The organism is Acidovorax sp. GW101-3H11 (assembly GCF_001633105.1).
In the GTDB taxonomy this organism is placed as follows: domain Bacteria; phylum Pseudomonadota; class Gammaproteobacteria; order Burkholderiales; family Burkholderiaceae_C; genus Acidovorax.
This window is the reverse complement of sequence record NZ_LUKZ01000025.1, coordinates 63,792-89,387: the sequence shown is the minus strand read 5'-3', so window position 1 is coordinate 89,387 and position 25,596 is coordinate 63,792. Positions and strand designations below refer to the sequence as shown.

27 protein-coding genes are annotated in these 25,596 nt (G+C 67.7%); 15 read left to right on the top strand and 12 right to left on the bottom strand.

The annotated features are described in order from the left end of the window. Positions 1 to 209: 209 nt before the first annotated feature. Genes pdeM through A1D30_RS18530 form a run of 4 tightly spaced genes read right to left on the bottom strand, consistent with a single transcriptional unit; the run spans position 210 to position 6,584 of the window. Complete coding sequence (gene pdeM, locus A1D30_RS18545) at positions 210 to 917, bottom strand: ligase-associated DNA damage response endonuclease PdeM (protein WP_063462204.1); 708 nt, start codon at positions 915 to 917, stop codon at positions 210 to 212. A 5-nt stretch (positions 918 to 922) separates the two neighbouring features. Then, positions 923 to 3,715, bottom strand: coding sequence for a ligase-associated DNA damage response DEXH box helicase (locus A1D30_RS18540; RefSeq protein ID WP_063462203.1), 2,793 nt, complete (start codon positions 3,713 to 3,715; stop codon positions 923 to 925). Continuing rightward, positions 3,712 to 5,523, bottom strand: a complete 1,812-nt coding sequence (locus A1D30_RS18535) for an ATP-dependent DNA ligase (protein ID WP_063462202.1) — start codon at positions 5,521 to 5,523, stop codon at positions 3,712 to 3,714. The genes A1D30_RS18540 and A1D30_RS18535 overlap by 4 nt, the downstream gene beginning before the upstream one ends. Continuing rightward, entirely contained in the window at positions 5,520 to 6,584 is a 1,065-nt protein-coding gene (locus A1D30_RS18530; protein ID WP_063462201.1) for a ligase-associated DNA damage response exonuclease, read from the bottom strand. The genes A1D30_RS18535 and A1D30_RS18530 overlap by 4 nt, the downstream gene beginning before the upstream one ends. Positions 6,585 to 6,759: 175 nt before the next feature. On the opposite strand from A1D30_RS18530, the gene A1D30_RS18525 reads away from it, so the two are divergent. Both A1D30_RS18525 and A1D30_RS18520 read left to right on the top strand, forming a co-directional pair. Further along, positions 6,760 to 7,290 carry a BON domain-containing protein gene (locus A1D30_RS18525; protein ID WP_063462200.1) on the top strand — a complete coding sequence of 177 codons (531 nt, stop codon included), beginning with the start codon at positions 6,760 to 6,762 and terminating at the stop codon, positions 7,288 to 7,290. Positions 7,291 to 7,459: 169 nt separating this feature from the next. Continuing rightward, positions 7,460 to 9,046, top strand: coding sequence for an ABC transporter substrate-binding protein (locus A1D30_RS18520; RefSeq protein WP_063462199.1), 1,587 nt, complete (start codon positions 7,460 to 7,462; stop codon positions 9,044 to 9,046). 155 nt (positions 9,047 to 9,201) lie between these two features. Here the strand turns inward: A1D30_RS18520 and A1D30_RS18515 are convergent, their stop codons facing one another. Then, positions 9,202 to 9,525: a YnfA family protein gene (locus A1D30_RS18515; protein WP_063462198.1), complete on the bottom strand. Its 324-nt coding sequence runs from the start codon at positions 9,523 to 9,525 to the stop codon at positions 9,202 to 9,204. Beyond that, the gene (locus A1D30_RS18510; protein WP_063462197.1) at positions 9,522 to 10,268 is read right to left on the bottom strand and encodes a helix-turn-helix domain-containing protein; all 747 of its coding nucleotides are present in this window, start codon (positions 10,266 to 10,268) and stop codon (positions 9,522 to 9,524) included. Before A1D30_RS18510 ends, A1D30_RS18515 begins: the two co-directional genes overlap by 4 nt. 79 nt (positions 10,269 to 10,347) lie before the next feature. On the opposite strand from A1D30_RS18510, the gene A1D30_RS18505 reads away from it, so the two are divergent. Beyond that, positions 10,348 to 10,692, top strand: coding sequence for an NIPSNAP family protein (locus tag A1D30_RS18505; RefSeq protein ID WP_063462196.1), 345 nt, complete (start codon positions 10,348 to 10,350; stop codon positions 10,690 to 10,692). Continuing rightward, positions 10,689 to 11,033 carry an antibiotic biosynthesis monooxygenase gene (locus A1D30_RS18500; protein ID WP_063462195.1) on the top strand — a complete coding sequence of 115 codons (345 nt, stop codon included), beginning with the start codon at positions 10,689 to 10,691 and terminating at the stop codon, positions 11,031 to 11,033. The genes A1D30_RS18505 and A1D30_RS18500 overlap by 4 nt, the downstream gene beginning before the upstream one ends. 29 nt (positions 11,034 to 11,062) lie before the next feature. Here A1D30_RS18500 and A1D30_RS18495 read toward each other — a convergent pair whose 3' ends face one another. The 5 genes from A1D30_RS18495 to A1D30_RS18475 form a co-directional block, all read right to left on the bottom strand. Beyond that, the gene (locus A1D30_RS18495) at positions 11,063 to 11,803 is read right to left on the bottom strand and encodes a metallophosphoesterase family protein (protein ID WP_063462194.1); all 741 of its coding nucleotides are present in this window, start codon (positions 11,801 to 11,803) and stop codon (positions 11,063 to 11,065) included. 25 nt (positions 11,804 to 11,828) lie between these two features. Continuing rightward, complete coding sequence (locus A1D30_RS18490) at positions 11,829 to 12,578, bottom strand: hypothetical protein (protein WP_063462193.1); 750 nt, start codon at positions 12,576 to 12,578, stop codon at positions 11,829 to 11,831. 141 nt (positions 12,579 to 12,719) lie between these two features. Then, positions 12,720 to 13,088, bottom strand: coding sequence for a DUF1801 domain-containing protein (locus tag A1D30_RS18485; RefSeq protein ID WP_063462192.1), 369 nt, complete (start codon positions 13,086 to 13,088; stop codon positions 12,720 to 12,722). A gap of 120 nt (positions 13,089 to 13,208) precedes the next feature. Continuing rightward, positions 13,209 to 14,063 carry a hypothetical protein gene (locus A1D30_RS18480; RefSeq protein ID WP_063462191.1) on the bottom strand — a complete coding sequence of 285 codons (855 nt, stop codon included), beginning with the start codon at positions 14,061 to 14,063 and terminating at the stop codon, positions 13,209 to 13,211. A gap of 148 nt (positions 14,064 to 14,211) precedes the next feature. Beyond that, positions 14,212 to 15,636: an FAD-linked oxidase C-terminal domain-containing protein gene (locus A1D30_RS18475; RefSeq protein WP_063462190.1), complete on the bottom strand. Its 1,425-nt coding sequence runs from the start codon at positions 15,634 to 15,636 to the stop codon at positions 14,212 to 14,214. Positions 15,637 to 15,806: 170 nt separating this feature from the next. On the opposite strand from A1D30_RS18475, the gene A1D30_RS18470 reads away from it, so the two are divergent. The 10 genes from A1D30_RS18470 to A1D30_RS18425 all read left to right on the top strand — a co-directional run bounded on the left by A1D30_RS18470 (position 15,807) and on the right by A1D30_RS18425 (position 24,312). Further along, positions 15,807 to 16,481 (top strand): TetR family transcriptional regulator, encoded by a 675-nt coding sequence (locus A1D30_RS18470; RefSeq protein ID WP_063462189.1) that lies wholly within the window; start codon positions 15,807 to 15,809, stop codon positions 16,479 to 16,481. 96 nt (positions 16,482 to 16,577) lie between these two features. After that, the gene (locus tag A1D30_RS18465; RefSeq protein ID WP_063462188.1) at positions 16,578 to 17,576 is read left to right on the top strand and encodes a tripartite tricarboxylate transporter substrate binding protein; all 999 of its coding nucleotides are present in this window, start codon (positions 16,578 to 16,580) and stop codon (positions 17,574 to 17,576) included. Then, complete coding sequence (locus tag A1D30_RS18460; RefSeq protein ID WP_063462187.1) at positions 17,573 to 19,102, top strand: carboxylesterase family protein; 1,530 nt, start codon at positions 17,573 to 17,575, stop codon at positions 19,100 to 19,102. The genes A1D30_RS18465 and A1D30_RS18460 overlap by 4 nt, the downstream gene beginning before the upstream one ends. A gap of 99 nt (positions 19,103 to 19,201) precedes the next feature. Then, on the top strand, positions 19,202 to 19,774 hold the full coding sequence (locus tag A1D30_RS18455) for a hypothetical protein (RefSeq protein ID WP_063462186.1): 573 nt from the start codon (positions 19,202 to 19,204) through the stop codon (positions 19,772 to 19,774). 22 nt (positions 19,775 to 19,796) lie between these two features. Beyond that, complete coding sequence (locus tag A1D30_RS18450) at positions 19,797 to 20,210, top strand: DUF2752 domain-containing protein (RefSeq protein ID WP_242421937.1); 414 nt, start codon at positions 19,797 to 19,799, stop codon at positions 20,208 to 20,210. 216 nt (positions 20,211 to 20,426) lie between these two features. After that, positions 20,427 to 21,221 (top strand): GntR family transcriptional regulator, encoded by a 795-nt coding sequence (locus A1D30_RS18445; RefSeq protein WP_063462184.1) that lies wholly within the window; start codon positions 20,427 to 20,429, stop codon positions 21,219 to 21,221. After that, positions 21,218 to 22,039, top strand: a complete 822-nt coding sequence (locus A1D30_RS18440; RefSeq protein ID WP_063462183.1) for a transporter substrate-binding domain-containing protein — start codon at positions 21,218 to 21,220, stop codon at positions 22,037 to 22,039. The genes A1D30_RS18445 and A1D30_RS18440 overlap by 4 nt, the downstream gene beginning before the upstream one ends. Before the next feature lie 160 nt (positions 22,040 to 22,199). Next, the gene (locus A1D30_RS18435; RefSeq protein ID WP_063462182.1) at positions 22,200 to 22,874 is read left to right on the top strand and encodes an amino acid ABC transporter permease; all 675 of its coding nucleotides are present in this window, start codon (positions 22,200 to 22,202) and stop codon (positions 22,872 to 22,874) included. Between the two features lie 6 nt (positions 22,875 to 22,880). Continuing rightward, complete coding sequence (locus A1D30_RS18430; protein WP_063462181.1) at positions 22,881 to 23,534, top strand: amino acid ABC transporter permease; 654 nt, start codon at positions 22,881 to 22,883, stop codon at positions 23,532 to 23,534. Then, complete coding sequence (locus A1D30_RS18425; protein ID WP_063462180.1) at positions 23,518 to 24,312, top strand: amino acid ABC transporter ATP-binding protein; 795 nt, start codon at positions 23,518 to 23,520, stop codon at positions 24,310 to 24,312. The genes A1D30_RS18430 and A1D30_RS18425 overlap by 17 nt, the downstream gene beginning before the upstream one ends. 140 nt (positions 24,313 to 24,452) lie before the next feature. Here the strand turns inward: A1D30_RS18425 and A1D30_RS18420 are convergent, their stop codons facing one another. Further along, positions 24,453 to 24,782, bottom strand: a complete 330-nt coding sequence (locus A1D30_RS18420) for an EF-hand domain-containing protein (RefSeq protein WP_063462179.1) — start codon at positions 24,780 to 24,782, stop codon at positions 24,453 to 24,455. A gap of 242 nt (positions 24,783 to 25,024) precedes the next feature. Between A1D30_RS18420 and A1D30_RS18415 the strand changes: the two genes are divergently transcribed. Continuing rightward, on the top strand, positions 25,025 to 25,594 hold the full coding sequence (locus tag A1D30_RS18415; protein WP_063462178.1) for a cob(I)yrinic acid a,c-diamide adenosyltransferase: 570 nt from the start codon (positions 25,025 to 25,027) through the stop codon (positions 25,592 to 25,594). The last annotated feature ends 2 nt before the right edge of the window (positions 25,595 to 25,596 follow it).

Sequence of the window (25,596 nt, the reverse complement as noted above, 5' to 3'; positions counted from 1 at the left end):
CCCGGCTGGGTCACAGCGGGGCCAAACGCGGATGCTCTCTGATTCTCCTTGCTCGGGGCTGTCTGGGACCCCTGTTTTTGCAATCGAATCTCACAATGCAAAATTATCATAAGCCCGGGGCATCTTTTTTCACCAAATAAGTGGTAATCACCCTGCGGCCCCCTGCAGTTTGACCGCCCGGGCGCCTGCGCGCCACCCCCTGGCAGACCCTATGAAAAACTTCCTGGAACGGCCACCACGCGGCCAGGCAGGACGGCGAACTGCGCCCAGTGCGCAGGCAGCGTATCGGGCGCCGTGCCGGTGAAGGCCCCGAAGGCAGGCAGCACCAACTGCCCGTCGCCCCACCCAAAGCACGGCGCCCGCAGCGCATCCCGCCCTGGGCCGCGCAGCCGCAGCGTGGGGTGCAGGTGCCCCGCAAGCACCGTGTGGCCCGCCACCGCCTGCGGGTGGTGGCAGGCCAGCACCGGCACATCGGCACAGGGCAACCAGGGCTCGTTGACCAGCGATATCGCCAGCGCGGCGGGCGGGTCGCCCGCATGTTGGTCATGGTTGCCGCGCACCAGGGTCATCGCCACACGGGCATGGCGCTGGCGCCAGGGCAGCAACTGCTGCCACAGCGCATCGGCCGCGCCGCTGCGTGCGTGCAGAAAGTCGCCCAGAAACACCAGGTGATCGGCGCCGGTGGCAGCCAGCACCGCGTCGAGCCGCGCCAGGTTGTCGGCCGTGGTGCCATGGGGCACCGGCTGGCCCGCGCGGCGGAAGGTGGCTGCCTTGCCGAAATGCACATCCGCCACCAGCACCATGTGCGCGGCGGGCCACCACAGGGCGCGCTGGGGCAGCAGTTGCAGTGCGGTGCCGCAGGGCAGGGTGATGGCGTGCGCACCGATGGGGGGCGTGGGGATGGCCAGCGAGGTCATGGGGCTCAGAATCCGTGGCGTCTGCGGGCGCGGCGAGGGCTGTCCCCGGCCGGGTCTCGGCGCGTGTGCCGTGCCGAGGTGGGGGAGCCTTCAGGGACGTCCCACGCCATCTCCGTGGATGGCGCGGCGTGCTGCGCAAGGTGCGTGCCCGTGGTGGCGTCGGCTGCCTGCTCCAGCGCCTGCACCATGCGCGCCAGCCGGTCGGCCAGGGTCTCGGTGCTCAGCCGCTCGCGAAAGCGCTCCACCATCAGCGGCAGGGCAAACGGGGTGGGGCGCTCCAGCGCGTGGATAGAGAGGGTCTGCGCCTGCATGCCGCGCAGTGTGCGCGCCAGTCGCTCCATGTCCAGGTCGTTCGCCAGCAGTTCGGCACGGGCCTGGGCCAACAGCAGGTTGCCCGGGTCGTACTGCGCAAACACGTCGTAATAGAGCGACGACGAGGCCTGCAGCTGGCGGCTGCTGCGCTGCTCGCCGGGGTGGCTCTGGAAGATCAGGCCCGCGATGCGCGCGATCTCGCGAAAGCGCCGGCGCGCCATCTCGGTCGCGTTCAGGCTGGCCAGCACTTCGTCTTCGAGCCCGCTACCGATGGTGGTGTGCGTGCCCTCGCCAATCAGGTGCGGCAGCAGCGCGGGCCAGTCCACCGGCTTGGCCGACAGCAGCTCCAGCCCGTAGTCATTGACCGCGATGGAGAAGGTGTTGGGCACCTGCTGCGACGCGCGCCAGCCCAGCAGCCCGGCCAGGCCCAGGTGCACCAGGCGCCCGGCCAGTGGGTACAGGTACAGGTGCCAGCCCTCGCGCGTGTGCAGGGTCTCGGCCACCAGGCGGCTGGGTGTGGGCAGCCCCGACCAGGCCTGCTGCAGCGCCAGCAGCGGCTGGGCGCAGCGCATCTCGGGCGTGGTGAAATCGCCGCGCTCGGCCTGCGCCAGCTGTTCCAGCATCGCATCGGCCAGCGTGTTCGACAGCGGCATGCGCCCGCCGCTCCAGCGCGGCAGTGCAGCGCTGCCCTTGGGGGCGATGCGCACATAGGCCGTCATCTGCTGGGTGCGCACCAGCTCCAGCAGGCGGCCTGCGAACATGAACACATCACCCTTGCGCAGCCGGGCGATGAAGCTCTCTTCCACCGACCCCAGACGCCCGCCGCTCACAAACTGCACCTGCATGGCGGCGTCGCTCACGATGGTGCCGATGTTGCTGCGGTGGCGGCGCGCCAGGCGCGCATCGGGCACGCGCCACACGCCCTCGTCGTCGGGCACCACGCGATGAAAGTCCGGGTAGGAGGCCAGCGACGCGCCGCCCTGGTGCACAAACTGCAGCGCCCACTGCCAGTCGTTGTCGGCCAAGGCAGCGTAGGCGGGCGCGCGGCGCACCTCGGCCAGCAGCGCATCGGGCACAAAGCCGCCGCCCAGCGCCACGGTGACCAGGTGCTGCACCAGCACGTCGAGCGGCGCACGCGGCGTGTGCCGGTCTTCAATGCGGCCTTGCGCCAGCGCGTGGCGCGCGGCGGCGGCTTCCACCAGCTCCAGGCTGTGCGTGGGCACCAGCGTGATGCTGGAGCTGCGCCCCGGCGCATGGCCCGAGCGACCGGCGCGCTGCACCAGCCTCGCCACGCCTTTGGCCGAGCCGATCTGCAGCACCTGTTCCACTGGCAAAAAGTCCACGCCCAGGTCCAGGCTCGATGTGCACACCACGGCCTTGAGCTGCCCGGCCTTGAGGCCTTGCTCCACCCAGTCGCGCACCTCATGCCCCAGCGACCCGTGGTGCAGCGCGATGGTGCCCGCCCAGTCGGGCCGTGCCTCCAGCAGCGCCTGGTACCAGCGCTCTGCTTGCGACCGGGTGTTGGTGAACACCAAGGTGGACGCCGCCGCTTCAATCGACTGCACCACCTGCGGAAGCAAGCTCAGCCCCATGTGGCCCGCCCACGCAAAGCGGTCGGCCCGCGCGGGCAGCATCACCTGCACCTCCAGCCGCTTGTCGATACGGCCCTGCACCAGCACGGCGGGCGGTGGCTGTGGCGTGCCCGCCGCGCTGGGCAAGGGCTGGGGCAGCAAGGTGTGCAGGGCCTCCTCCAGGTTGCCCAGCGTGGCCGACATGCCCCACACCTGCAGCGCCGGGTTCCAGCCCGACAAGCGCGCCAGCGCCAGCTGCACCTGCACGCCGCGCTTGTTGCCCACCAGCTCGTGCCACTCGTCCACCACCACCAGGCGCACGCTGGCCAGGCGCTCACGCGCATCGGCGCGGGCCAGCAGCAGCGAGACGCTTTCGGGCGTGGTCACCAGCAGCGTGGGCAGGCGGCGGTCTTGCGCAGCGCGCTCGCCGCTGGCGGTGTCTCCGGTGCGCAGGCCGCTGGTCCATGTGGGAGCCAGGTCGGGCAGCGGTGCTTGCAGGGCGCGCAGCGAATCGGCCGCCAATGCGCGCATGGGCGTGATCCATAGCACGGTGAGGGGTGGTGCTGCAGCGCGGCGTGTTCGGGCACTGAAGGTCGCCGCTGGGGCCCGTAGCGCTCGTTCAGCCGTTCGCCCTGAGCCTGTCGAAGGGCTTGTTTCCGAGGGTGCCCCGGCTTCGACAGGCTCGGCCCGAGCGGTTAGGAGGGGCGCCCAATGCTGCAGCGCACCCAGCCACACCGCATAGGTCTTGCCCGCGCCCGTGGTGGCGTGCAGCAGGCCCGAGCGGCCCTCGCCCATCGCGCGCCACACGTCGTGCTGGAAGCCGAAGGGCTGCCACCCGCGCGCCGCCATCCAGGCGGCTGCAGCACTCGGTGCCACCGGGGGCAGGGGCTTGCGCGGGCGGCGTGTCGTGCTCATGCGGCCGCGTCCTGCCCCGGCAGCAGTGCCATCAGCGTTTGCAAGGTATCGGCCTCGGCAACGGGTTTGTCTTGCCGCCAGCGCAGCATGCGCGGAAAGCGCACGGCAATGCCGCTCTTGTGGCGCGGGCTGCGCGCAATGCCTTCGAAGCCCAGCTCAAACACCAGTGTCGCGTCCACACTGCGCACAGGCCCAAAGCTCTCGCGCGTGGTCTTGCGGACGATGGCGTCCACCTGCGCAATCTCGGCATCCGTCAGGCCCGAATAGGCCTTGGCAAACGGCACGAGCTGGCGCTCCGGGTCGTCCTGCGGCCCGGTCCACACAGCAAAGGTGTAGTCGGTGTAGAGGCTTGCGCGGCGGCCATGGCCGCGCTGGGCGTAGATGAGTACCGCGTCTACGCTCATGGGGTCGATCTTCCACTTCCACCACACGCCCACATCCTTGGTGCGGCCCACGCCATACTGCGCGCTGCGGTGTTTGAGCATGAAGCCCTCGGTGCCCATGCTGCGTGCAGCCTCGCGCTGGCGTGCCAGGTTGTGCCAATCGGTGCCCTGCAGCAAAGCGCTCAGGCGCAGGGTTTGCTGTGATGGGGTCGCGGCTGAAGATGGGGGATTCCGGTCAAACCCCACCCACCGTTCGGACTGAGCTTGTCGAAGTCCTGCACCGCGCTTCGACAGGCTCAGCGAGAACGGTTCGGTGTTTGCAGGCACTTCTGTGGCCATATCCGGTGGCTGCAGCGTGGCCTCCAGCAGCGCGCGGCGGGCCTGCTGCGGCTGCGGCCGAAGATCCTGCCCCGCATGTTCCAGCAGGTCGTAGGCCACCAGCACCACGGGCAGTTCGCGCAGCAGTTTGGGTGTGAGTGTTTTGCGGCCCAGGCGTTTTTGCAGGTCGGCGAAGGGGCGCGGGGCGGGCTCTCCCGGCAGCCACACCAGGATCTCGCCATCCATCACGGTGCCATCGGGCAGGCCGTACAGCGCGGCGCTGGCCAGTTCCGGGAAGCGGTCGGTCACCAGCTCTTCACCGCGCGACCACACCCACACGGCCCCGGCGCGCCGCACGACTTGGGCGCGGATGCCGTCCCATTTCCATTCCACCTGCCAGTCCTCCACCGGGCCCAGCAGTGCGGGCATGTCGGCCACCGGCTGGCTGAACGGGTGGGCCAGAAAGAAGGGGTAAGGGTGACCGGCAGCGCCATCGCTGGCTTGGCCTGCATCTCCTTCGGCCGGTGCCACCAGCGCGGCGTAGTCGGCGGCCTGTGGTTGGCGGCCGATTTGCGTGTAGCCCATCAGCCGGTGGGCGATGCGCTTGGCTTCCAGCCCGCTCACGGTGGCCAGTGCCTGCGTGACCTGCAGCCGTGACACGCCTACGCGGAAGTTGCCGGTGATGAGCTTGAAGTACACAAAGCGCTGCTCGGGCGCCAGCCTTGCCCATTGCGTGCGCAGGCGGGCGTCGGCCTCATCCGGTGGCAGGGTGCGCAGTGGCAGCAGCTCGGCCATCCATTCGGCCAATGCCAGTTCGGTAGGCTCGACCGGCGGGGGCAGCAGCAGGGCGATGGTTTCGGCCAGGTCGCCCACGGCCTCGTAGCTTTCGTCAAACAGCCATTCGGGCAGGCCTGCAGCCTGTTGCGCCAGGGCTTTGAGGCGCTTGGTGGGCACCATCTGACGCGGCTTGCCGCCCGCCAGAAAGTACACGGCCCAGGCCGCATCGCCGGGGGCGGCCACGCGCAGGTAGGCCACCAGGGCGGCCAGCTTGGCCGACTGGGCGGTGGTGGCATCGAGCGCCTGGAAGAGGGTGGCGAACTGCTTCATGGCGCAGCCTCGGCGGCGGGGGCGCTGACCGGCTGCTCGGGCACAGCCCCTGCATCGTCCTCGTTGTCATCGGCGCCGTATTCGGTGGCAAACACCTGGGCATCCAGCCCCTGCTCGCACAGCCAGCGCACCATCACCGCCGTGCTGCCGTGGGTGACGATGACGCGCTCCGCGCCCGTGGCGCCAATGGCCTTTTGCAAGCTGGGCCAGTCGGCGTGGTCGCTCATTACAAAGCCCCGGTCCACGCCCCGGCGTCGGCGTGCGCCGCGCACCAGCATCCAGCCGCTGGCAAACGCGTCGGAGTGTTCGCCAAACCGCTTGAGCCACGGTGTGCCCGCTGCCGAGGGCGGGGCCAGCACCAGCGCGCGTTTCAGGTCCGCCTTGGTCAGGCCTGGGTCCGTCACACGCAGCGTGGGCGGCAGGTTCACACCGGCCGCGCGGTACACGGCGCTGAGCGGCTCCACCGCGCCATGCACCACGATCGGCCCGATGCTGGCATCCACGCCATGCAGCAGCCGCTGCGCTTTGCCGAAGGCGTAGGCATAGAGCACGCTGGACTTGCCCGCCGTTGCATTGGCAGCCCACCAGGCATTGATGTCGGCGAACAGCGCGGGCTGCGCAGGCCAGCGGTAGATGGGCAGGCCAAAGGTCGATTCGGTGATGAAGGTGTGGCAGCGCACCGGCTCGAACGGCGGGCAGGTGCCGTCGTCTTCGAGCTTGTAGTCGCCCGAGGCCACCCACACCTGGCCACCGTGCTCGATGCGCACCTGGGCCGAGCCCAGCACATGCCCGGCCGGGTGCAGCGACACGCGCACACCATGGTGATCGATGACCTCGCCATAGCCCAGCGTCTGCAGATCAATGCCCGCCCCCAGCCGATTGCGCAGCGTGCCCGCGCTGCCCTCGTGTGCCAGGTAGTGGGCCGAACCCATGCGTGCATGGTCCGAATGCGCGTGTGTGATCACGGCCCGCTCCACCGGCCGCCAGGGGTCGATGTAGAAATCTCCCGCTGGGCAATACAGGCCTTCGGGTCGGTGGACGATCAGGTCGTTGCGGTGCATGTGGGTGGGATCGTAGGCGCCCGGCCAAAGCCGAGGTGCGACTTGGGATATCTGTCGCGCAGCGGAAAAATATGGAAGAAAATGGCCGTTTCCGCGCGCCCATAGATGTTTGCTATCTATTTAATAGCAATTGAATGCTGCAGCGCTGCGGTTCACCAGGAGAGAAGGGCTCTGCATGCACAGTGTCGATTCGGGCGGGTGGCGGGGTGCGCTCCTGTCTTTGCTGGCCACTTTTGCTGTGTCATCGGCCAGCGCCCAGCAGGGCGCTCCTGTGCAGGCGCGCACCAACGCCTTCAACGACCCCTTCGTCCAGGTCACCCGCGCCATCCCGCATTGCCCCGTGCCCGAAGGCCCGCTCTACACCGAGGCCGAGGTGCGCGAGCTGGCGCATGTGCGATCACAACACGGCGGCAGCTGCCACCGCGTAGGGCGCTGCCGCCTGCCCAACTCCTACCTGTACGACGCCGAGATCATCCCGCGCGTGCAGCGCTACATCCAGCAGGATGGCCGCTTTGACGACACCAGCGTGTGGGTGCTGGGCGAGCGGCGGCTGGTCACCTTGATGGGTTGCGTGCAGTCGCAGGCCCAGGCCGCCGCGCTGGAAAAAGCGGTGTGGCTGGTGGATGACGTGATGGGGGTGATCAACCTGCTGCAGGTGGGCACGGCGCGCGATGGCGTGCGCTATCCGGTGCGGTCAGTGCCGTAGCCGGTGCACCGGCCTGCCACAGCCCTTTTATCCCAGCCGCACCCGGCGCGCAATCGGTCCCGACACGGGGCTTGCATCGCCCGTGCCACACATGGCGCGTGGGGGCTTGGGCTGGCCTGTTTCCTGCTGCATATTGCCGGTTCTCCTATTTCATCAAGGAAATTTCGCCATGCAATTCAAGCGTTCCCTGCTTGCGGCCGCCACCCTGGCCCTGGCAACCGTTGCTCCCGCTGTGTCGGCAAAACCGTTCAAGTGGGCAGGCTCCACCGATATCCAGAGCATGGATATCCATTCGCAGAACAGCGCCCTGGGCAACGGCATCCATGCGGCCGTGTACGAGTCGCTGGTCATGTTCAACAGCCGCACGCTCAAGGTCGAGCCGCTGCTGGCCACCTCGTGGCAGCAGGTCAGCCCCACGCAGCTGCGCGTGAAGCTGCGCCAGGGCGTGAAGTTCAGCGACGGCTCGGCCATGACGGCCGATGACGTGGTCTATTCGCTGCAGCGCGCGATGAGCAGGACCTCCACCTACTCCATCTACACCCAGGGCATGGACCGCATCGCCAAGGTGGACGGCGAGACCATCGATATCTTCCTGAAGAACCCCAACCCGGTGATCCTGAACCAGCTCACCGAGCTGCGCGTGATGAGCAAGGCCTGGGCCGAGAAACACAACTCGGTCGAGCCCAAGGACATCAAGGCCAAGGACGAAACCTTCTCCCACCGCAATGCCATGGGCACCGGGCCGTTTGTACTCAAGGAATGGGTGCCCGACCAGAAGATCGTGTTCACGGCCAACCCCCACTGGTGGAATGCAGGCAAGGCCGAAGGCAATGTGACCGAGATCACCTTCACCCCCATCAAGTCCGAAGCCACGCGCATTGCCGCGCTGCTGTCGGGCGAGGTGGACATGGTGCGTGACACCAGCATCCAGGACCTGGCCCGCATCAAGGCCAACCCCAACCTCAAGGTCATGGAGATGGTGGAGAACCGCACCGTGTACCTCGCCATGGACCAGTTCCGCGACGAGCTGGTGGGCAGCAATGTCAAGGGCAAGAACCCGCTCAAGGACCTGCGCGTGCGCAAGGCGCTCTACCAGGCCATCGACAGCGCCACGCTGCAGCGCGTGACCATGCGCGGCATGTCCAAACCCACCGGGGCCATGGTGTCGCCGCTGGTCAACGGCTGGACGGACGCCGCAGACAAACGCCTGCCCTACGACCCCAACGCCGCCAAGGCGCTGCTTGCTGAGGCGGGCTACAAGGACGGCTTTGAGGTGGACTTTGCCTGCAGCAACAACGCCATCATCCAGGACGAGGAGCTGTGCCAGGCCATCACCTCGATGTGGTCGCGCGTGGGCGTGAAAGCCAAGCTGCGCACGCTGCCCTCGGTCACCTACTACCCCATGGCCCAGCGGCACGAGGCCAGCATCGCGCTGCTCAGCTGGGGCGTGCCCACGTTCGACGCGCTGTACACCCTGCAGTCGCTCACCCGCACCAAGACCACGGGCGGTGACGGCAACTACAACCTGGGCCGCTACAGCAACGAACGCATGGACTACATCGTGGACCGCGTGAAAACCGAGACCGACCAGCCCGTGCGCAACCGCCTGCTGACCGAGGGCCTGCAGCTGCAGAACGACACCGTGGCCAACATCCCCCTGCACAACCAGATGCTGGCCTGGGCCATGAAGAAAAACGTGGAACTGGTGCAGCGGCCGGACAACCGCATCGACTGGCGCCTCATCAAGGTGAATTGAGGCCCGGGCGCCGCAGCCTTCGAGCTTGGCGCGGCGCAGGCCAGTGCCCCCGCGCAAGAGCCGCCCCGCCGCGAAGGCGGCGTATCCAGCCCTTGCGTTGGGGCGCCCCCCTCCCGCAGGCGAGGGGGAGGCGCCGAAGGCGACTCAGGGGGTGTTCACTCCACGGGTTGGAACATGATGATCGCCATGCCCGCCAGCGCCACCAGCACGCCCGCCACATCCCACGGCGTGGGCCGGATGCCATCCACCGCCCAGAGCCAGGCCAGCGCCACACCGATGTAGACGCCGCCGTAGGCCGCATACACGCGGCCTGCGTCGGTGGTGTCGTGCAGCGTGAGCAGCCAGGCAAACAGCGCGAGGCTTGCGGCTGCGGGCAGCAGCAGCCACACCGGCTTGCCCTGGCGCAGCCAGAGCCACGGCAGGTAGCAGCCCACGATCTCGGCCAGGGCGGTGGCCAGAAACAGTGCCAAGGTTTTCATCGGCCGGACCGGCCCCGGGCCGCAAGGGGGCGGGGTGGTTCATTGCTGGCGGCCTCGCCCGCAGCGGGCGCGAGCCAGGCGCGCAGGGCCAGCTCGCCCTCGGCAGAGAAATGCAGCACCCGCGAATCCTTGTCGCGCCGGGCCCAGCCACGCTCCAGCAGGCGCTGCAGCAGTGCCGCGCCCAAGGCGCCGCCCAGGTGGTGGCGCCGCTCGCTCCAGTCCAGGCAGGGGCGGCACAGCATGCGCCGCTGGCGTGCGGCTGCGGTGGTGTCGATGCCCTGGTGCGCAAACCACTCGGCGCCCGCTGGCGTCACGGCCAAGCCGCCATCGGCGGCGTGCAGGTAGCCCTGGCGCAGCAGCGCCTCGTGCAGCTGCACGCCCACCTCGCCCGCCAGGTGGTCGTAGCACACACGGGCACGCCGCAGGGCCGGTTCGCGCGGGCTGGCGCGCAGGCGCACGGCACCGGCGCGGAAGGCCACGTTCATCAGCGACTCCAGCAGCTGCGCCACGTCGCGGTCGGCCAGCCGGAAGTAGCGGTGCCGGCCCTGGCTTTCCACGGCCAGCAAACCGGCGTCGAGCAGCTTGGCCAGGTGGGCGCTGATGGTCTGCTTGGTCACGCCCGCCACGTCGGCCAGCTCGGTGGCCGTGAGCGCGCGGTCGGCCATCAGGGCCGTGAGGACTTCGGCACGCGCGCTGTCGCCGATGAGCGCGGCAATGCGCGCGATGTGGGGGCCGTCTTTCATGGTTCGATCTTGGGCGAACCATCTGTGCCCGTCAACGGCCTATCGTGAAGCCCTTGCCAACCCCAGACTTTGGAACACCATGATCACCTGCTTCATCCGCTACGACATCGACCCCTTCCAACGCGATGCGTTTGCCGAATACGCGCGCCGCTGGGGCCAGATCATTCCCCGCTGCGGCGGCCACCTGCTGGGCTACTTCTTGCCGCACGAAGGCAGCAACTACGAGGCCTGGGGTTTGATCGGCTTTGATTCGCTGGCCGCCTACGAGGCCTACCGCACCCGCCTGCGCGCGGACCCCGAAGGCCGCGCCAACTTTGCGATGGCACAGGAGAAACGCTTCATCCTGCGCGAGGAGCGCAGCTTCACCCAGGCCGTGGAAGGCACGCTGGGCCTGCCCGCCCACCCGCAGGGGACCGCCACATGATGGCCGTGATCTTCGAGGTGACGCCCGCGCCGGGCCAGCGTGGTGCCTACCTGGAGGCTGCCGCAGCGCTCAAGCCGCTGCTGGCGCAGATCGACGGCTTTGTTTCCATCGAGCGCTTCGAGAGCTTGAGCGAACCCGGCAAGCTGCTGTCGCTGTCCTTCTGGCGCGACGAGGAGGCCGTGGCCCGCTGGCGCCAGCAGGAGGCGCACCGCAGCACCCAGGCGGCTGGGCGCGACCATGTGTTTGCCGACTACCGGCTGCGCGTGGCGGCGGTGGTGCGTGACTACGGCCTGAACAACCGGGCGCAGGCGCCCGCCGATTCCCGCGCGGTGCACGGCTGACCGCGCGCAGTTCTTTTTCGAACAGGCGCTTACACCGGCATGAGGCCCGTGCGCAGCGCGTGGGCCCACTCGGGCCTGCCATTCCTTTGCGCCAACAGTGCCATGGGCTCGTGGTCATACGGCACCCGGTGGTGCGCCACCTGCCAGCCCTGCGCTGTGCGCTCCGCGATGGCGTAACACGCGTCCGGCGTGCCGTTCTCGACCTTGTGCGCCACAGGCTGGTCGTCGCCATAGGCCTGCAGGCCTACGCTGCCGGGGTTAACCAGCAAGACGCCTGCCCCCAGACGCACCTGGCGCGGCACATGGGTGTGGCCACAAGCAATCAGCGGGGCGTATTGCCCTGACAGGCGCTCGTCGATCTCGGTGGAGGTGGCTGCCCGCACCGTGGCGCCGTCCAGCGTTTCGAGCAGGTACTCATGGTCGCTGCGCGGCGAGCCGTGGCACAGCAGCACATCTTCGTCCAGACGCAGGGTGTGGGTCAGGCTGCGCATCCAGGCAAATTCCGCTTCAGTCAGTTGCGCATGCGCGTACTGGTCTGATGCACCGCCATGGCCTGGGCGCAGCTGCAGCACCTGGCGCTCGTGGTTGCCCGCCAGCGAGAGCCAGTCCGACGCCATGAGCCATTGCGCCGTCTCGCGCGGCAGCAGCGGGCCCGAGAGGTTGTCGCCCAGGTTCACCACGAGGTCGGCACCCCGGCGGCTGATGTCGGCCGCCACCGCTTCAAGGGCCGCGAGGTTGCCGTGGATATCGGAGACGAAGGCGATGCGCATGGGAAAAAAGGAGGGGGTGGGTGGGTCAGCACGGTGATACGGCACCGCCCGCGCTGCTGAGCAGGTGCGCTGTCAGCTGCGCCCGGTTGAAGAGCAGGTCGCACAGCCATGCGTAGACCAGCGCAATGTAGCCCAGCAGCGCCCAGCCCATGTAGTCGCCGAAGACGATGGTGTGCAACCAGTCTTGGCCGAACAGATACATCCCGCTCGTGGCCAGGGTGGCCAGCAGCAGCGTGGCCGTGGCGGGCAGCAGTTGCAGGCGGGCGCCCGGGCGGCGCAATGCTGCCACACCCAGCAGGGCAAAGGCCAGCGCGTTGGCGCCGCTGAAGATGCGCAGCTCGCGCAGCAACTGGTCGGCCGTGTCCAGGTACTGCGTGCGGATGAGGTCCGAGAGCTGCGCCTGCATCTGCTGCAGGCTGCCCAGCCGCAGTTGCATGCGCTCGGCATGGCGTTTGCGGCATTCACAGTCGGGGATGCCCATCTCTGCGGCGATGGCCGCGATGCGAGCGGGCAGGCCATCGGTCAGCGCCCTGCGCGCGGCAGCGATCTCGCGTTCACCTTCGCGCAGCAGTGCACGGGCCTTGCCATCGAGAAAGCGCGCATCCAGCGCCGCGATCTGCGCGCCAGTCTTTTTCTCGATCTGCACCCGGATCATGGTGCGGGCCGTCTGCTCAACCCATGCGGGCCGGGCCAGCGACGCCACGAGCAATGCGCCAAAAAACAAGCCGCCCGCCAGGGCGATGAGCAAGACCAGAGGGCGGATGACAGTGTGCATGGCAGGCGGAGCAATCGATGGGGCCGGGTCGCTCACCTTATGCCAGCACGGGGGCTAGTGTCCGCACCGCGCCACCGGAGTTCGTGACTTTTGCCCGCCGATCCAGCATCGAAAAATGAAACAGGGGCGGGCAGCGATCTTCTAAGCGTTTTCCTGCGCCGCCGCCAGCGCCAGCGGCAGGTACTGCGCCAGCTGCTTGTGCGCCAGGTCGTCGATGGAGCGCAGCTTCAGGTGCCTGCGCCCCTTGCCCGCGCCCTCCAGGTGGCCGAAGGGGTCGCTGATGCGCGCGCCTTGCCCGAACTCCACCGACACATGCGCCTGGTAGGCGAACACGCCGCAGAACGACACCCCCTGCGCGGCAAACAGAATGCCGCCGTACTTCACCTCTTCCGTGGGCGCTTCAAACGGCGGCTGCAGCACCAGGGCGCGCACGGCCTGCACGATGGCGTACTGCGTTTCGCCGAGGAAGCGGATGTCTTCAAGCAATGCGGGGACAGAGCGTGTGGCCATGGGGTGCGATTGAGGGCTGCGGACAGGGCACAGCGTAGGCGATGTTGCTGACAACGGGGTGGCAGCAGGAGGATACAAGCCGTTCCTGGATCGGGGCGCTGTTTTCCAAGTTCTCGGTGGTCAGACCGTGCTCCCGCCCTGCGATGGCACCTGCCGTGCCAGAAAGGCCAGCAGGTCGGCGGGGGTGTAGTCGGCGGCGGAGTGGTGGTGCCAGAAGCGGATGGAAAGGTCGCGAAACGCCATGGGCGTGTGGTCGGCTGCGGCCTGCTCCGCCGGTCCATTGCCGTGTAGCAGCGCTTGCAGGTGCTCAGCGGCCATTGGCTCTTGGGGTGTGAGGGCTTGTCGCTTCAACGTGTTCCGCAGGCAGGTAGCCTCGGCCCGGAGGTAGTCAAAACGGTCGTGCTGCAGAGTGGCCAGCAGTGCGTCGATGGGGCCTCCGGGCGGGCAGGGGGTCGTGTCTTCAATCGCCTGCAGCGCCGCCCATCGGCAGACACCCTCGGGCGCTTCGGCGAGCCACTGGATGCGCCGCCAATGGGCCTCGTCGTCCCACTTCAGCCAGCGGATCTCGAACAGGAGCTGGGGGGGCAGCAGTGGGTCTGCATCGCGCCGCTCCTCCAGAACACGGATAAGACGGTCTGCGTTGTCGGGGTAGCTCAGTTTTCCAAACGTGTAGGCTGCCTGGGAGCGCAGATGAAAAGCGGGCGCGCGCAGGCACCGGTCGAGTGCGTCGAACAGGCCTGAGCCTGGGAGCAGCGCGCGAAATGCCTGCGTGATCTCTTGCCGAAAAAGACCGATGGAGACGTCACGGACGAACAGGACCGCGTCATCGAACTGCTCCGTCTCCGGGCTGCGCACGAGGCGGACGGCGGCATCCACCAGCGCCGCCGCGCCGTGGCGCGCCAGGGCTGCTTCGATAAACGCTTCGTCCTGGATGTGGTCCAGGTACGAAGCAATCACGGCTTCGGGGGTGGTCATGGTGTGCGTCCCTGCATGGGCAGGGCCCACGGGGACGGGCGAGGTGGGCTTGCGCGCCCGGCTGCCGGCAGTGTGCTACCGGGATACAAGAAAAAATGGCCGCTTGCGCCTGATGGTATTGTGTTTATGGCTATCAATTAAATAGCAATCACAGGGCGAATATCTTCCCCGGGTTCAGGATGTTCTTCGGGTCCAGCGCACGCTTGATCGCGCGCATCATGTCCACCGCGCCGGTACCGGTCTCGTCCAGCAAAAAGCCCATCTTGTGGACGCCCACGCCATGCTCGCCGGTGCAGGTGCCGCCCATGCTGAGGGCGCGGGCCACCAGCGTGTGGTTCATGGCTTCGGCCTTGGTGCGCTCTTCGGCGCTGTTCGGGTCGATGAGGTAGCCGAAGTGGAAGTTGCCGTCGCCCACGTGGCCGACGAGGAAGTAGGGGATGCCGCTGGCTTCCACCTCGTCCACCGATTCGAGCAGGCAGTCGGCCAGGCGGCTGATGGGCACGCAGGTGTCGGTGCTGATGGCGCGGCAGCCGGGGCGGCTTTGCACGGCGGCAAAGTAGGCGTTGTGCCGCGCGGTCCACAGGCGGGTGCGTTCCTCGGGCGTGCTGGCCCATTCAAAGGCCTGGCCGCCGAATTCGCTGGCGATGTCCTGCACCATCTCGGCCTGCTCCTTCACGCTGGCGGGTGAGCCGTGGAACTCCATGAGCAGCATGGGCTCCTCGCGCAGGGTCAGCTTGCTGTGCGCGTTCACCATGCGCACGGTGTGGTGGTCGATGAGTTCCACGCGCGCAATCGGCACACCGATCTGGATGGTCTGGATGGTGGTGCGCACGGCCGCTTCGATGCTGGGGAAGGAGCAGATGGCGGCGCTCACGGCTTCGGGCAGCGGGTACAGGCGCACGGTGATCTCGGTCATGATGCCCAGCGTGCCTTCGCTGCCCACCATCAGGCGGGTCAGGTCGTAGCCCGCGCTGCTCTTCTTGGCACGCGTGCCGGTGTGGATGACTTCGCCGCTGGCGGTCACCACCTCCAGCGCCAGCACGTTCTCGCGCATGGTGCCGTAGCGCACGGCATTGGTGCCGCTGGCGCGCGTGGCGCACATGCCGCCGATGCTCGCGTCGGCGCCGGGGTCGATGGGGAAGAACAGGCCGGTGTCCTTGATGGCTTCGTTCAAGGCCTTGCGCGTGATGCCGGGTTGCACCGTCACCGTGAGGTCTTCGGCGTTGATGCTGAGCACCTGGTTCATGCGGCTCACGTCGATGCTGATGCCGCCCTGCACGGCCAGCAGATGGCCTTCGAGCGACGAGCCTGCGCCGTAGGGGATCACGGGCACTTCGTACTGGCTGGCCAGCTTCACCGCGTCGGCCACATCCTGCGTGCTTTCGGCAAACACCACGGCGCTGGGCGGCGGGGCCTGCAGCGAGCCCTCGTCGCGCCCGTGCTGCTCGCGCACGGCCTGGGCCAGCGAGCACTGCGCGCCGAAGCGTGCCTGCAGCGCATCAATGAGGGCCTGGGGCACATCGCGCAGTTTGATTTCGGGCAGCAGGTGGGCGGCAGCGGTGGGGGCGTTCATGGTGTGTGTCTCCGGTGGGTGCGGTCAGTGAGAAGCATTCTAGGTTCGGCCCCGTGCAAGGGCTCTCGGTGATCCAACTTGGGCCTGCTCGGGGATGCGGGTATTCACGGGCTTGTGGGTCGGCGCTCGCATAAATACATTACGTTCGAAATGTATATTGTGAAAGCGCCATGAACCACCGTGTTTCCCCCAAGGCCGGGGCGCGCCGCACCCATGCCGAGCGCAGCGCCGCCACGCGCCAGCACCTCATCGCCACGGCCATCGACGTGATCCAGCACCGAAGCCTGGAGGAGATGTCCATCCACGAGCTGGCCAAGTCGGCGGGCATGACCTCGGGCGCGGTGCAGCATCACTTCGAGTCGAAGGCGGTGCTGATGATGAACGTGCTCAGCGAGCTGATCGAGTCCACCGTGCGCTCGGGCGAACTCTGGCCCAGCCCCGCGCTGCCAGTGCGCGAGCGAGCAACAACGTTTGTGCAGGCGGTGTGGCGCCTGGTCTATGCCCAGCCGCGCTTCATCGTGGCGTGGAACATCTATCTGGGCTGCCGCAACCAGCCCGAGGTGCTGGGCCACATTGCCGAGCTGCGCCAGAGTGTGCAGGCGCGCATGCACGAAGGCTTCTTCACGGCCTTCCCCGAGCTGGCGGCAGAACCCGACCGCGATGGCCTGCTGGGCCTGGTGCTGTCGTCGTTGCGTGGGCTGGGGATGCTGCAGTTGTTTGCGCCCGCACTGGCGTCAGCGCCCGATGCCGCCCAGCAGGCGCAGCTGGGTTGCCTGGCCGACTGGATCGCCACCCGGTGCGAAGCCGTAGTTGTGCCTTCAAAGGCGCGCACACGCCGCCGCTGATCCCCCATTTGTCTGCTTGTTGTGGTGTGCGGCATCTCCCGCCTGCACGCCACGCAATGCGTACATCCATCGAAAAAAATCACTAGGAGACACACCATGACCTCAGCATTTACGCGCGTTTCACGCACGGTCGCGCTCGCCGCACTCGCTTGTCTGGCCGGTGGCGCCCAGGCGCAGCAGCCGGGCGGCTACCCCGCCAAGCCCATCCAGCTCATCGCCCAGCAACCGCCCGGCAGCGGCTCGGACGCGATGACGCGCGTGTGGGCCGACTGCGCCGCGCGCGAGCTGGGCCAGGCCGTGGTGGTGCAGAACAAGCCCGGGGCCAATGGCATCCTGGCCATCAACTACCTCAAGTCCCAGCCTGCCGACGGCTACAGCCTGCTGAGCATCGGCATGTCGCAGATGACGATCACGCCCTATGTCTACAAGCAGCCGCCGTATGACCCGCAACACGACTTTGACGGTGTGGCCGTGCTAGGCACATCGCCCCTGGTGCTGGCCGTGCCAGCAGGGCAGGGCATTGCGAGCTTGGCGGATCTGCAGAAGCTGGCGCGCTCCACGCCGGGCGGTATCAACTTCGGGTCGCCGGGCAAGGGCAGCCCAGCGCACCTGCTGACCTCTGCGCTCGTCGAGAAACTGGGCGTGCCCGGCACCCATGTGCCCTTTGTGGGCGAGGGCGCGGGCCTGACTGCGCTCATGGGCCAGCAGATCCATGCGATGACGCTGGTGATTGGCACGGCGGCAGCGCAGGTCAAGGCGGGCAAGCTGGTGCCGCTGGCGCTGTTTGGTGCGCAGCGTTCGGCGCTGCTGCCCGATGTGCCCACCATCGCCGAAGCCCTGCCCGCCGCCAGCGACCTGGCGCGGCCTGCGTGGATCGCGGTGGTGGCCAAGGCAGGCACGCCGCCCGAGCTGTTGAACCGGCTCAATACCGTCACCGAAAAATGCCGGGGTGGTGATGCGCAGTACAAGTCCCGCCTGGAAGCGATGAACGTCACGCTGACCCACTCAGCACCCGGCGATGCCCGCACCTGGGCGGCCCGCGATGCGGCCGTGTGGCGTCCGCTGATCGACAAGCTGGGCCTGGCCACGGAATGACGGTGGGCACAGCAGCGCCGCAGGTCACGCTGCCCCACGGCGGGCAGCTGCGTGGCCTGTGGGAGCAGGGCGTGCGCGTGTTCCGGGGTGTGCGGTATGCGCAGGCGCCGAGCGGCACTTTGCGCTTTGCGGCGCCGGTGCCTGCATCGCCGTGGCTTGGCGTGCGTAATGCCACCGAGTTTGCGCCGATGGCACCGCAGCTGCCCCGCACCGCGCGTGCGGATGCGTCCATGCTGGGGGGCGACGATTGCCTGGCCGTCAACGTATGGGCCCCGCCTGCGGAGCCCGGCGCCTGCCTGCCCGTGATGGTGTGGGTGCATGGCGGCGGCTTCTTTCGCGGCGCGGCCAGCGAGCCGCTGTACGACGGGGCGTCGTTTGCGCGCCAGGGCGTGGTGTTTGTGTCGCTGCAGTACCGCTTGGGCATCGATGGATTTCTGCATTTCGAGGACGAGGGTGAGGCTGGTTCGCGGGGCGGCGCAGCGCCCGCCAATCGCGGCCTGCTGGACCTGTTGGCCGCGCTGCAATGGGTGCGCGAGCACATCTCCGCCTGGGGCGGCGACCCGGCGCAGGTCACGGTGTTCGGCCAGTCGGCCGGTGCGGGCGCACTGGCCTGTGTGCTGGGCATGCCCGCATCGCGTGGGCTCTTGTTGCGCGCCATCTTGCAGAGCCCGAGCGTGGCCTGCCAGACCCTGCAAGAGGCCGCCGCTGCACGCCGCGCTGTGGCTGCACTGGTGGGGGTGGCGCCTTCCCTGGCTGCGCTGGGTGCAGCAGCCCGGCCAGCCGTGCTGCACGCGGTGCACCGCCTCGCGGCAGACCCGGCCCTGCGGCAGCAACACGGCCTGGGCATCCGCAACTTCTTTCCCCTGCGGCCCGTGGTGGACGGGCAGGTGCTTGTTGCGCCGCCGCTGCAGGCGCTGGCGCAGCAGTGGGCGGCGCACCCGCCAGACCTGCAGGTGCTGGTGGGCAGCAATGCTGAGGAGATGCGCCTGTACCACGTGCCGGGCGGCGCGATGGACCGCGTGACCGAGGCGCAGGTGCTGGCTTTTGCGCAGGAGGTGGGTTTGGGCGCGGACGCGGTGCAGGCCCTGCGCACCACCTTGCCGCCCACCCCCCCAACGCCCGGCGAGCTGCTGTGTGCCCTGCAGTCCGACTTTTACTACCGCGTGCCCGCCCAGCGCATTGCAGCGCTGGCCAGCCGCTGGGCCCGCAGTGCCCATGCCTACGAATTCGCCTGGCCTTCGCCGCAGTGGCGGGGGCGCCTGGGGGCGGCGCATGGGGTAGAGCTGCCGTTTGTTTTCGGCAACCTCCACACCGCCACGGGGCAGGAACTGACAGGGCCCAGGCCACCCACCGCGCTGGCTGCGACCATGCACCAGGGCTGGGTGGCGTTTGCACAATGGGGCGACCCCGGATGGGCGCCGTACGCGGGCGTGCAACCGCTGGTTCAGCGGTTCGGCGTGGCGTCGCCTGCGTGTGCGCCCCACCCGGAGCCTGCGCGGTTCTCGCTGTGGGACGGTCTTCTCTGACAAAGTAGCCGCCGAGGTCGCTGCAGAGGTAGATGCCTGCGCGGCGGCTCGCTACACTGGTTTCGCGTCTTGCTGAGACTTCAAACAGAGGGGGTTGCCATGGCTTCAGCCAATGTGGGGGATTGCCTGTCGGGTGCCTGGGGCACCTTCAAGAACAACGCCATCACCCATGTGGTGTGCACCTTGCTGGTGATGGTGGTGGCCAGCATCAGCGCGGGGCTGCTGGCCGGGCCCATGGTGGTGGGCTACATGCGCATGATCGAGCGCGAGACGCGCGGTGAGGCGGTGCAGATCGGCGACATCTTCCGGGGTTTTGACGATTTTGTGCCCGCGTTTGTGGCCGGGCTCATCAGCTCACTGGTGGTGTCGCTGGGCTTCATGCTGTGTTTCATTCCCGGTCTGCTGGTCATGGCCCTGCCGCCGGTGGCGCTGTTCCTCGTGGCGCGCGGCGAGCGCGATGGTGTGGCCGCCTTCAACCAGGCCTGGAGCATCGTGACGAAGAACCTGGGCTCGGCGTTTTTCTGTTCACTGGTGCTGGGCATCGTGGGTTCTCTGGGCTTTTTGCTCTGCGGCGTGGGCGCGCTGCTGACGCTGCCGCTGTCCACCATCGGCTCTTACTACATGGCGCGCCAGCTGGTGGGCGATGAACCGGTGGCGCTCCCTCCCCTCTGACCCCGGGCCTGTAGTGGTGCCGGTGAGCAGATCGCCCGCCTGGCAGCCGCTGGACGGGAACGCTCGGCGGCTGCGGCTGGCGTTCGGCCTGGGCTGGCCGCTGGCCATGGCCGCCACGCCCTGGTGGCTGGGGCAGGGCGGGCTGGGCCTGGGCTGCGGGTTTCGCGCGCTGACGGGCATGCCCTGCCCGCTGTGTGGCGGCACACATGCGTGTGCGGCCCTGGTCCAGGGCGACTGGGCGGCCGCCTGGGCTGCCAACCCGGGCGCGGTGCTGTTGCTGGTGTGGCTGGTGCTGCTGGCGGGCCAGGCGGTGGTGGAAGGCACGCTGGGCCACCGCCGCACGGTGCGCTGGCCGTGGTGGCATCCGGCAGTGCTGGTGGCGGTGGGTGGCGGATTGCTGCTGCCCTGGCTGCTGCGCCTTGCGGGGCTGGCGTAGCCGGGTGCCCAGCCTTCTTTCTCGTTCTTCTCTCTCTCTATTCCCTTCCAACTTTTCGGGCACGCGCGTGCACCGCTTGTGATGTGCGCGCACCACTTGCATGCAAAGTGGCGTGTCCGTGGTGCCAGTGAACCGCCCGGTGCACAGCATCCGTGCGCCAGACTGGTGCATTCAGCTTGTATACCAGTTGGCACGGAACCTGCGTCACCGCAGGCAATGACCACCGCCACCGAGATCAGCAACCGCATCATCGAAGCCGTGATGGCGCAAAAGCTCGCGCCCGGCTCCCGCCTGGGCGAGCAGCAGCTGGCCATGCTGTTCGACTGCAGCCGCACCATCGTGCGCGAGGCGCTCACGCGGCTGGCCACGCGGGGCATCGTCACCGTCAGCGCCCGGCGCGGCTGGTATGTGATCGAGCCATCGCAAGACGAAGCGCGCGAGGCCTTCGAAGCGCGCCGCGTGATCGAACTGGGCCTGCTGCACCAGCTCAAGGTGGTGGACAAGGCCGCGCTGCGCCAGCTCAAAAGCCATCTGCAACGCGAAAAGGCCGCGCTGGCGGGCACCGATGTGGGCATGCGCAGCTTTCTGCTGGGCGACTTCCATGTGTGCCTGGCCGAATGCCTGGGCAACAGCCTGCTGGCCGACACGCTGCGCGACTTCACGGCGCGCACCACGCTCATCGCCATGCTCTACCAGTCGTCGCACGATGCGGCGCAGAGCTGCGCCGACCATGTGCGCATCGTCGAGGCGCTGGAGGCGGGCGACATTGCCCGCGCCGAAGCGCTCATGTCCGAACACATCGGCACCGTGCAATCGGCCCTGCGCCTGCAGGCCAGCAGCGACCCGCTGGCCGGGCTGCGCGATGCGCTCGCGCCGGTGCGCAAGAGCCCTGCACAGGCCACCCCACCGGTCCGCCCGCGCAAGCCCCGAGCCGCCAAGAGTTCCACCCCCCCAGCGTCTGACCCAGACGCACCTGCCGACGCATCCACCTACCTAGGAGCCCTGCTATGACCACCGTCCGCACCGTCACCTCGTCCACCCGCCGCCTGACCCTGGGCGTGCTCGCCGCCACCGGCCTCGCAGCGGCCTTGATGGCGCCTGCCGCCCACGCGCAGAACGCGCTGGACAACATCCTCAAGGCCAAGGAAATCAAGATCGCCATCCCCACCGACTACCCGCCCTACGGCTTTGTCGGCACGGACCTCAAGCCCCAGGGCCTGGACGTGGAGATGGCCAACTACATCGGCGCCAAGCTGGGCGTGAAGGTGGAGCTGATCCCCGTGACCAGCGCCAACCGCATCCCCTACCTGCAGACGCAGAAGGCCGACCTCGTGATCTCCACGCTGGGCAAGAACCCCGAGCGCGAGAAGGTGATCGACTTCACCGCCGCCTACGCACCGTTCTTCCAGGCCGTGTTCGCGAGCAAGAGCCTGAACATCAAGAGCTTTGCCGACCTGGCGGGCAAGACGGTGGCCGTCACGCGCGGCGCGATGGAAGACCAGGAGCTGGCCAAGGTCGCGCCCCCCGGCGTGGACGTGAAGCGCTTTGAAGACCACGCCGCCAGCATCGCAGCCTTCGTGTCGGGCCAGACGCAGGCCATTGCGACCAGCGCATCGACGGCGGGCACCATCATGGTCAAGAACCCCAACCTGGCCACCGAATACAAGCTGCTGCTCAAGGACAGCCCCAACTTCATCGGCGTGGCCAAGGGCGAAGACAAGCTGCGCCTGCGCGTGAACGAGATCATTGCCGAGGCGCGCAAGTCCGGCGACATCGACAAGCTGTCCAGCAAGTGGCTGGGCCGCCCTGCGGGTGACCTGCCGCTGTGATCGGACCCGGCGCCGACACACCCCACCGTTCAGGCTGAGCTTGTCGAAGCCCCACCCCGACCGCGCCCTGGCTTCGACAGGGCTCAGCCCGAACGGGTGGTGGGATTGCGGCAAGGCCACCCAAGGCAGCTGACCACTGCTGCACACAACGAGAAGCACCATGCTGATCCAACTTGATTTCTCCGCCGTGCTGTCTGCCTGGCCGCTGCTGGTGCGCGGCGTGGTCTGGACCATTGGCCTCACCATCGTGGGCACTGGGCTGGGCCTGCTGCTGGGCACGGCCTGCGCCTGGGCGCGTGCGCGCAACCTGGGCCACCGGCCTACCGCGCTGCGCTGGGCCGTGGCCAGCTATGTGGAGCTGGTGCGCAACACGCCCTTCATCGTGCAGCTGTTCTTCCTGTTCTTTGGCCTGCCCGCGCTGGGGCTCAAGCTCTCGCCCGAGTTTGCGTCGGTGCTGGCCATGGTGATCAACCTGGGCGCGTACTCGGCCGAGATCATCCGCGCCGGTATCGAGGCCACGCCGCGTGGCCAGATCGAAGCCGCGCACAGCCTGGCGCTCACGCCGGGCCAGACCTTCCGGCGTGTGGTGCTGCCCCCCGCGCTGCAGAAGGTGTGGCCCGCCATGGTCAGCCAGATCATCATCGTGATGCTGGGCTCGGCCGTGTGTGGGCAGATCTCCACGCCCGAGCTGAGCTATGCCGCCAACCTGATCTCCAGCAACACCTTCCGCGCGTTCGAGGCCTTCATCCTGGCCACGGCGGTGTACCTGGTGCTGTCCATGCTCACCCGCCGCCTGTTGATGTGGGTGGGTGCACGTTTCCTGGTCGGGAGGTAAGCCGCCATGGTCGAGTTCTCTCTGTGGGACATCCTGCGCAACCTGCTGCTGGCAGCGCGCTGGACGGTATCCCTGTCTCTCATCGCCTTCATCGGTGGCGGTCTGGTAGGCCTGCTGCTGCTGGTGCTGCGCCTGTCCAAAGTGCGTGGCGTGGACCGCGCGGTGGGCGCCTATGTACAGGTGTTCCAGGGCACGCCGCTGCTCATGCAGCTGTTCCTGGCGTATTTCGGCATTGCGCTCTTTGGCATCAAGACATCGCCGTGGACGGCGGCCGCTGTGGCGCTCACGCTCTACACCAGCGCCTACCTCACCGAGATCTGGCGCGGCTGTGTGGCCTCCATCCCCAAGGGCCAGTGGGAGGCCGCGCAGAGCCTGGCATTCAACTTTGGTGAGCAGCTGCGCCACGTGGTGCTGCCGCAGGCACTGCGCATTGCGGTGCCGCCCACGGTGGGTTTTCTGGTGCAGGTGATCAAGGGCACGGCGCTGGCCTCGGTGATTGGCTTTGTCGAGCTGACCAAGGCGGGCAGCATGATTTCCAACGCCACCTACAAGCCCTTCCTCGTCTACGCCTGCGTGGCGCTGCTGTATTTTGTTTTGTGCTTCCCGGTGAGCCTGGTGGCGCAGTCCCTTGAAAGGAAACTCCATGGCAACCGCCGCTGATACCACCCTGGCCCCCGCGCACGACGGCATCGTGGTGGGCGAGCCGCCCATCGTGGACATCACCGCCCTGCGCAAGTCCTATGGCAGCAACGAAGTGCTCAAGGGCATCGACCTCAAGGTGCAGCGCGGCGAGGTGATTGCCATCATCGGCAAAAGCGGCTCGGGCAAGAGCACGCTGCTGCGCTGTGTGAATGGCCTGGAGGAATTCCAGGAAGGCGCGCTCAGCGTCAACGGCAAGAAGCTGCTGCACGACAGCCCCACGGCCATGCGCGAGCTGCGCCAGCAGGTGGGCATGATCTTCCAGAGCTTCAACCTGTTTCCGCACCTCAGCGTGGGCCGCAACATCATGCTCGCCCCCACGCTGGTGAAGGCGCGTGATGCCAAGACGGCGGAGACGCAGGCGCGCAAACTGCTCGAACGCGTTGGCCTGGCTGAAAAGTTTGATGCCATGCCCGACCAGCTCTCGGGCGGCCAGCAGCAGCGCGTGGCTATTGCACGCGCGCTGGCCATGGAGCCGCAGGTGTTGCTGTGCGACGAGATCACCTCGGCGCTGGACCCCGAGCTGGTGGGCGAGGTGCTGCGTGTGGTCGAGTCGCTGGCGCAAGAAGGCATGACGCTGATGATGGTCACGCACGAAATGGCATTTGCCCGCAAGGTGGGTGACCGCGTGATCTTCATGCACCAGGGGCGGGTGCACGAGCAGGGCACGCCGGCCGCGCTGTTTGGCAACCCGCAGACGCCGGAGCTGCAGCAGTTTTTGTCGTCGCTGCACGATTGAGTGACTTCGGGTTTGATGGGCACCGTGCATGTGCCCAGCCCTTCGCGGGAGTTGAATCCCGGGAAGGGCCTGTGAAGTACGTGGATGGAGATTCGCCGGAAGCAGGCTTGGCGGTCATGGCCCCGGCGAACATGGATCGATCAAGAGTGCATGCCCTTCTCGAATTCGGTCGTGGACAGCGTTCCGTTCTTGTCGGTGTCGAGTTCCTTGAAGCGCTGGCTGATGGCTGGCAGTCGGGCCGCTTCTTTTTCGCTCAGCTTGCCGTCCTTGTCGGTGTCGGCGTGGTTGAAGGCGTCGGTTGCAGCCCTGGATGGGTTGCCTGTGCCGGGGCCATAGGAATAGGGCGCGGCTTGGCTGGAAGACGCGGCAGTCTGCGCATGCAATGCACCCATGCCGCCCAGGGAGAGGGCCGCAAAAAGCATCACGCTGCGGGTGTCGAACGAATAAGTGCGTCGTTGCAGTGCTTTCATGGGAAGCGAAGCTCCTTCGAAGTTGAACAGGGTTTCATTGCACCGCAGCCGTGCCCGGCACGCCAGCACTCTTGCCTGCTGTTGCCTGGGCCAACATTTGCCTGCGCCATGTAACGGTGCGGGCCCGCTTTGTGTTGTTGTGTGGCGGGGATGTGCCAAGACGTTGCGCCGCAGCCATGTGGGGCGGCTGGCGGAGAATCACACGTCTCCTTCTTTTTCTACGTTTTCAGCAAGGCACCGCCATGGGCAACCGACTTTCACAGATCGCCACGCGCACGGGCGACGCAGGCACCACCGGCCTGGGCAACAACCAGCGCGTTTCCAAGAACAGCTTGCGCATCCACGCCATGGGGGATGTGGATGAACTCAATTCCCACATCGGCCTGCTGCTGTGCGAGCCCATGCCCGATGACGTCCGCACGCTGCTGGTCGAGGTGCAGCACCAGCTGTTCAACCTGGGCGGCGAGCTGTCGATTCCGGGCTTTGAACTGCTCAAGGCCGATGCGGTGCTGGCACTGGACGACGCCCTGTCACACCACAATGCCGCACTGCCGCGCCTGCAGGAGTTCATCCTGCCCGCAGGCACCCGCGCCGCATCTCAGACCCACATCTGCCGCACCGTGGCCCGCCGCGCCGAACGCGCCGTGGTCGCCCTGGGCAACGAAGAGGCCCTGAACGACGCCCCGCGCCAGTACCTCAACCGCCTCTCCGACCTGATGTTCGTGCTCGCCCGCGTGCTCAATCGCATGGACGGCGGCGACGATGTGTACTGGAAAAGCGAGCGCCTGGCGCAGCAGAATGCTACTGAATAGAT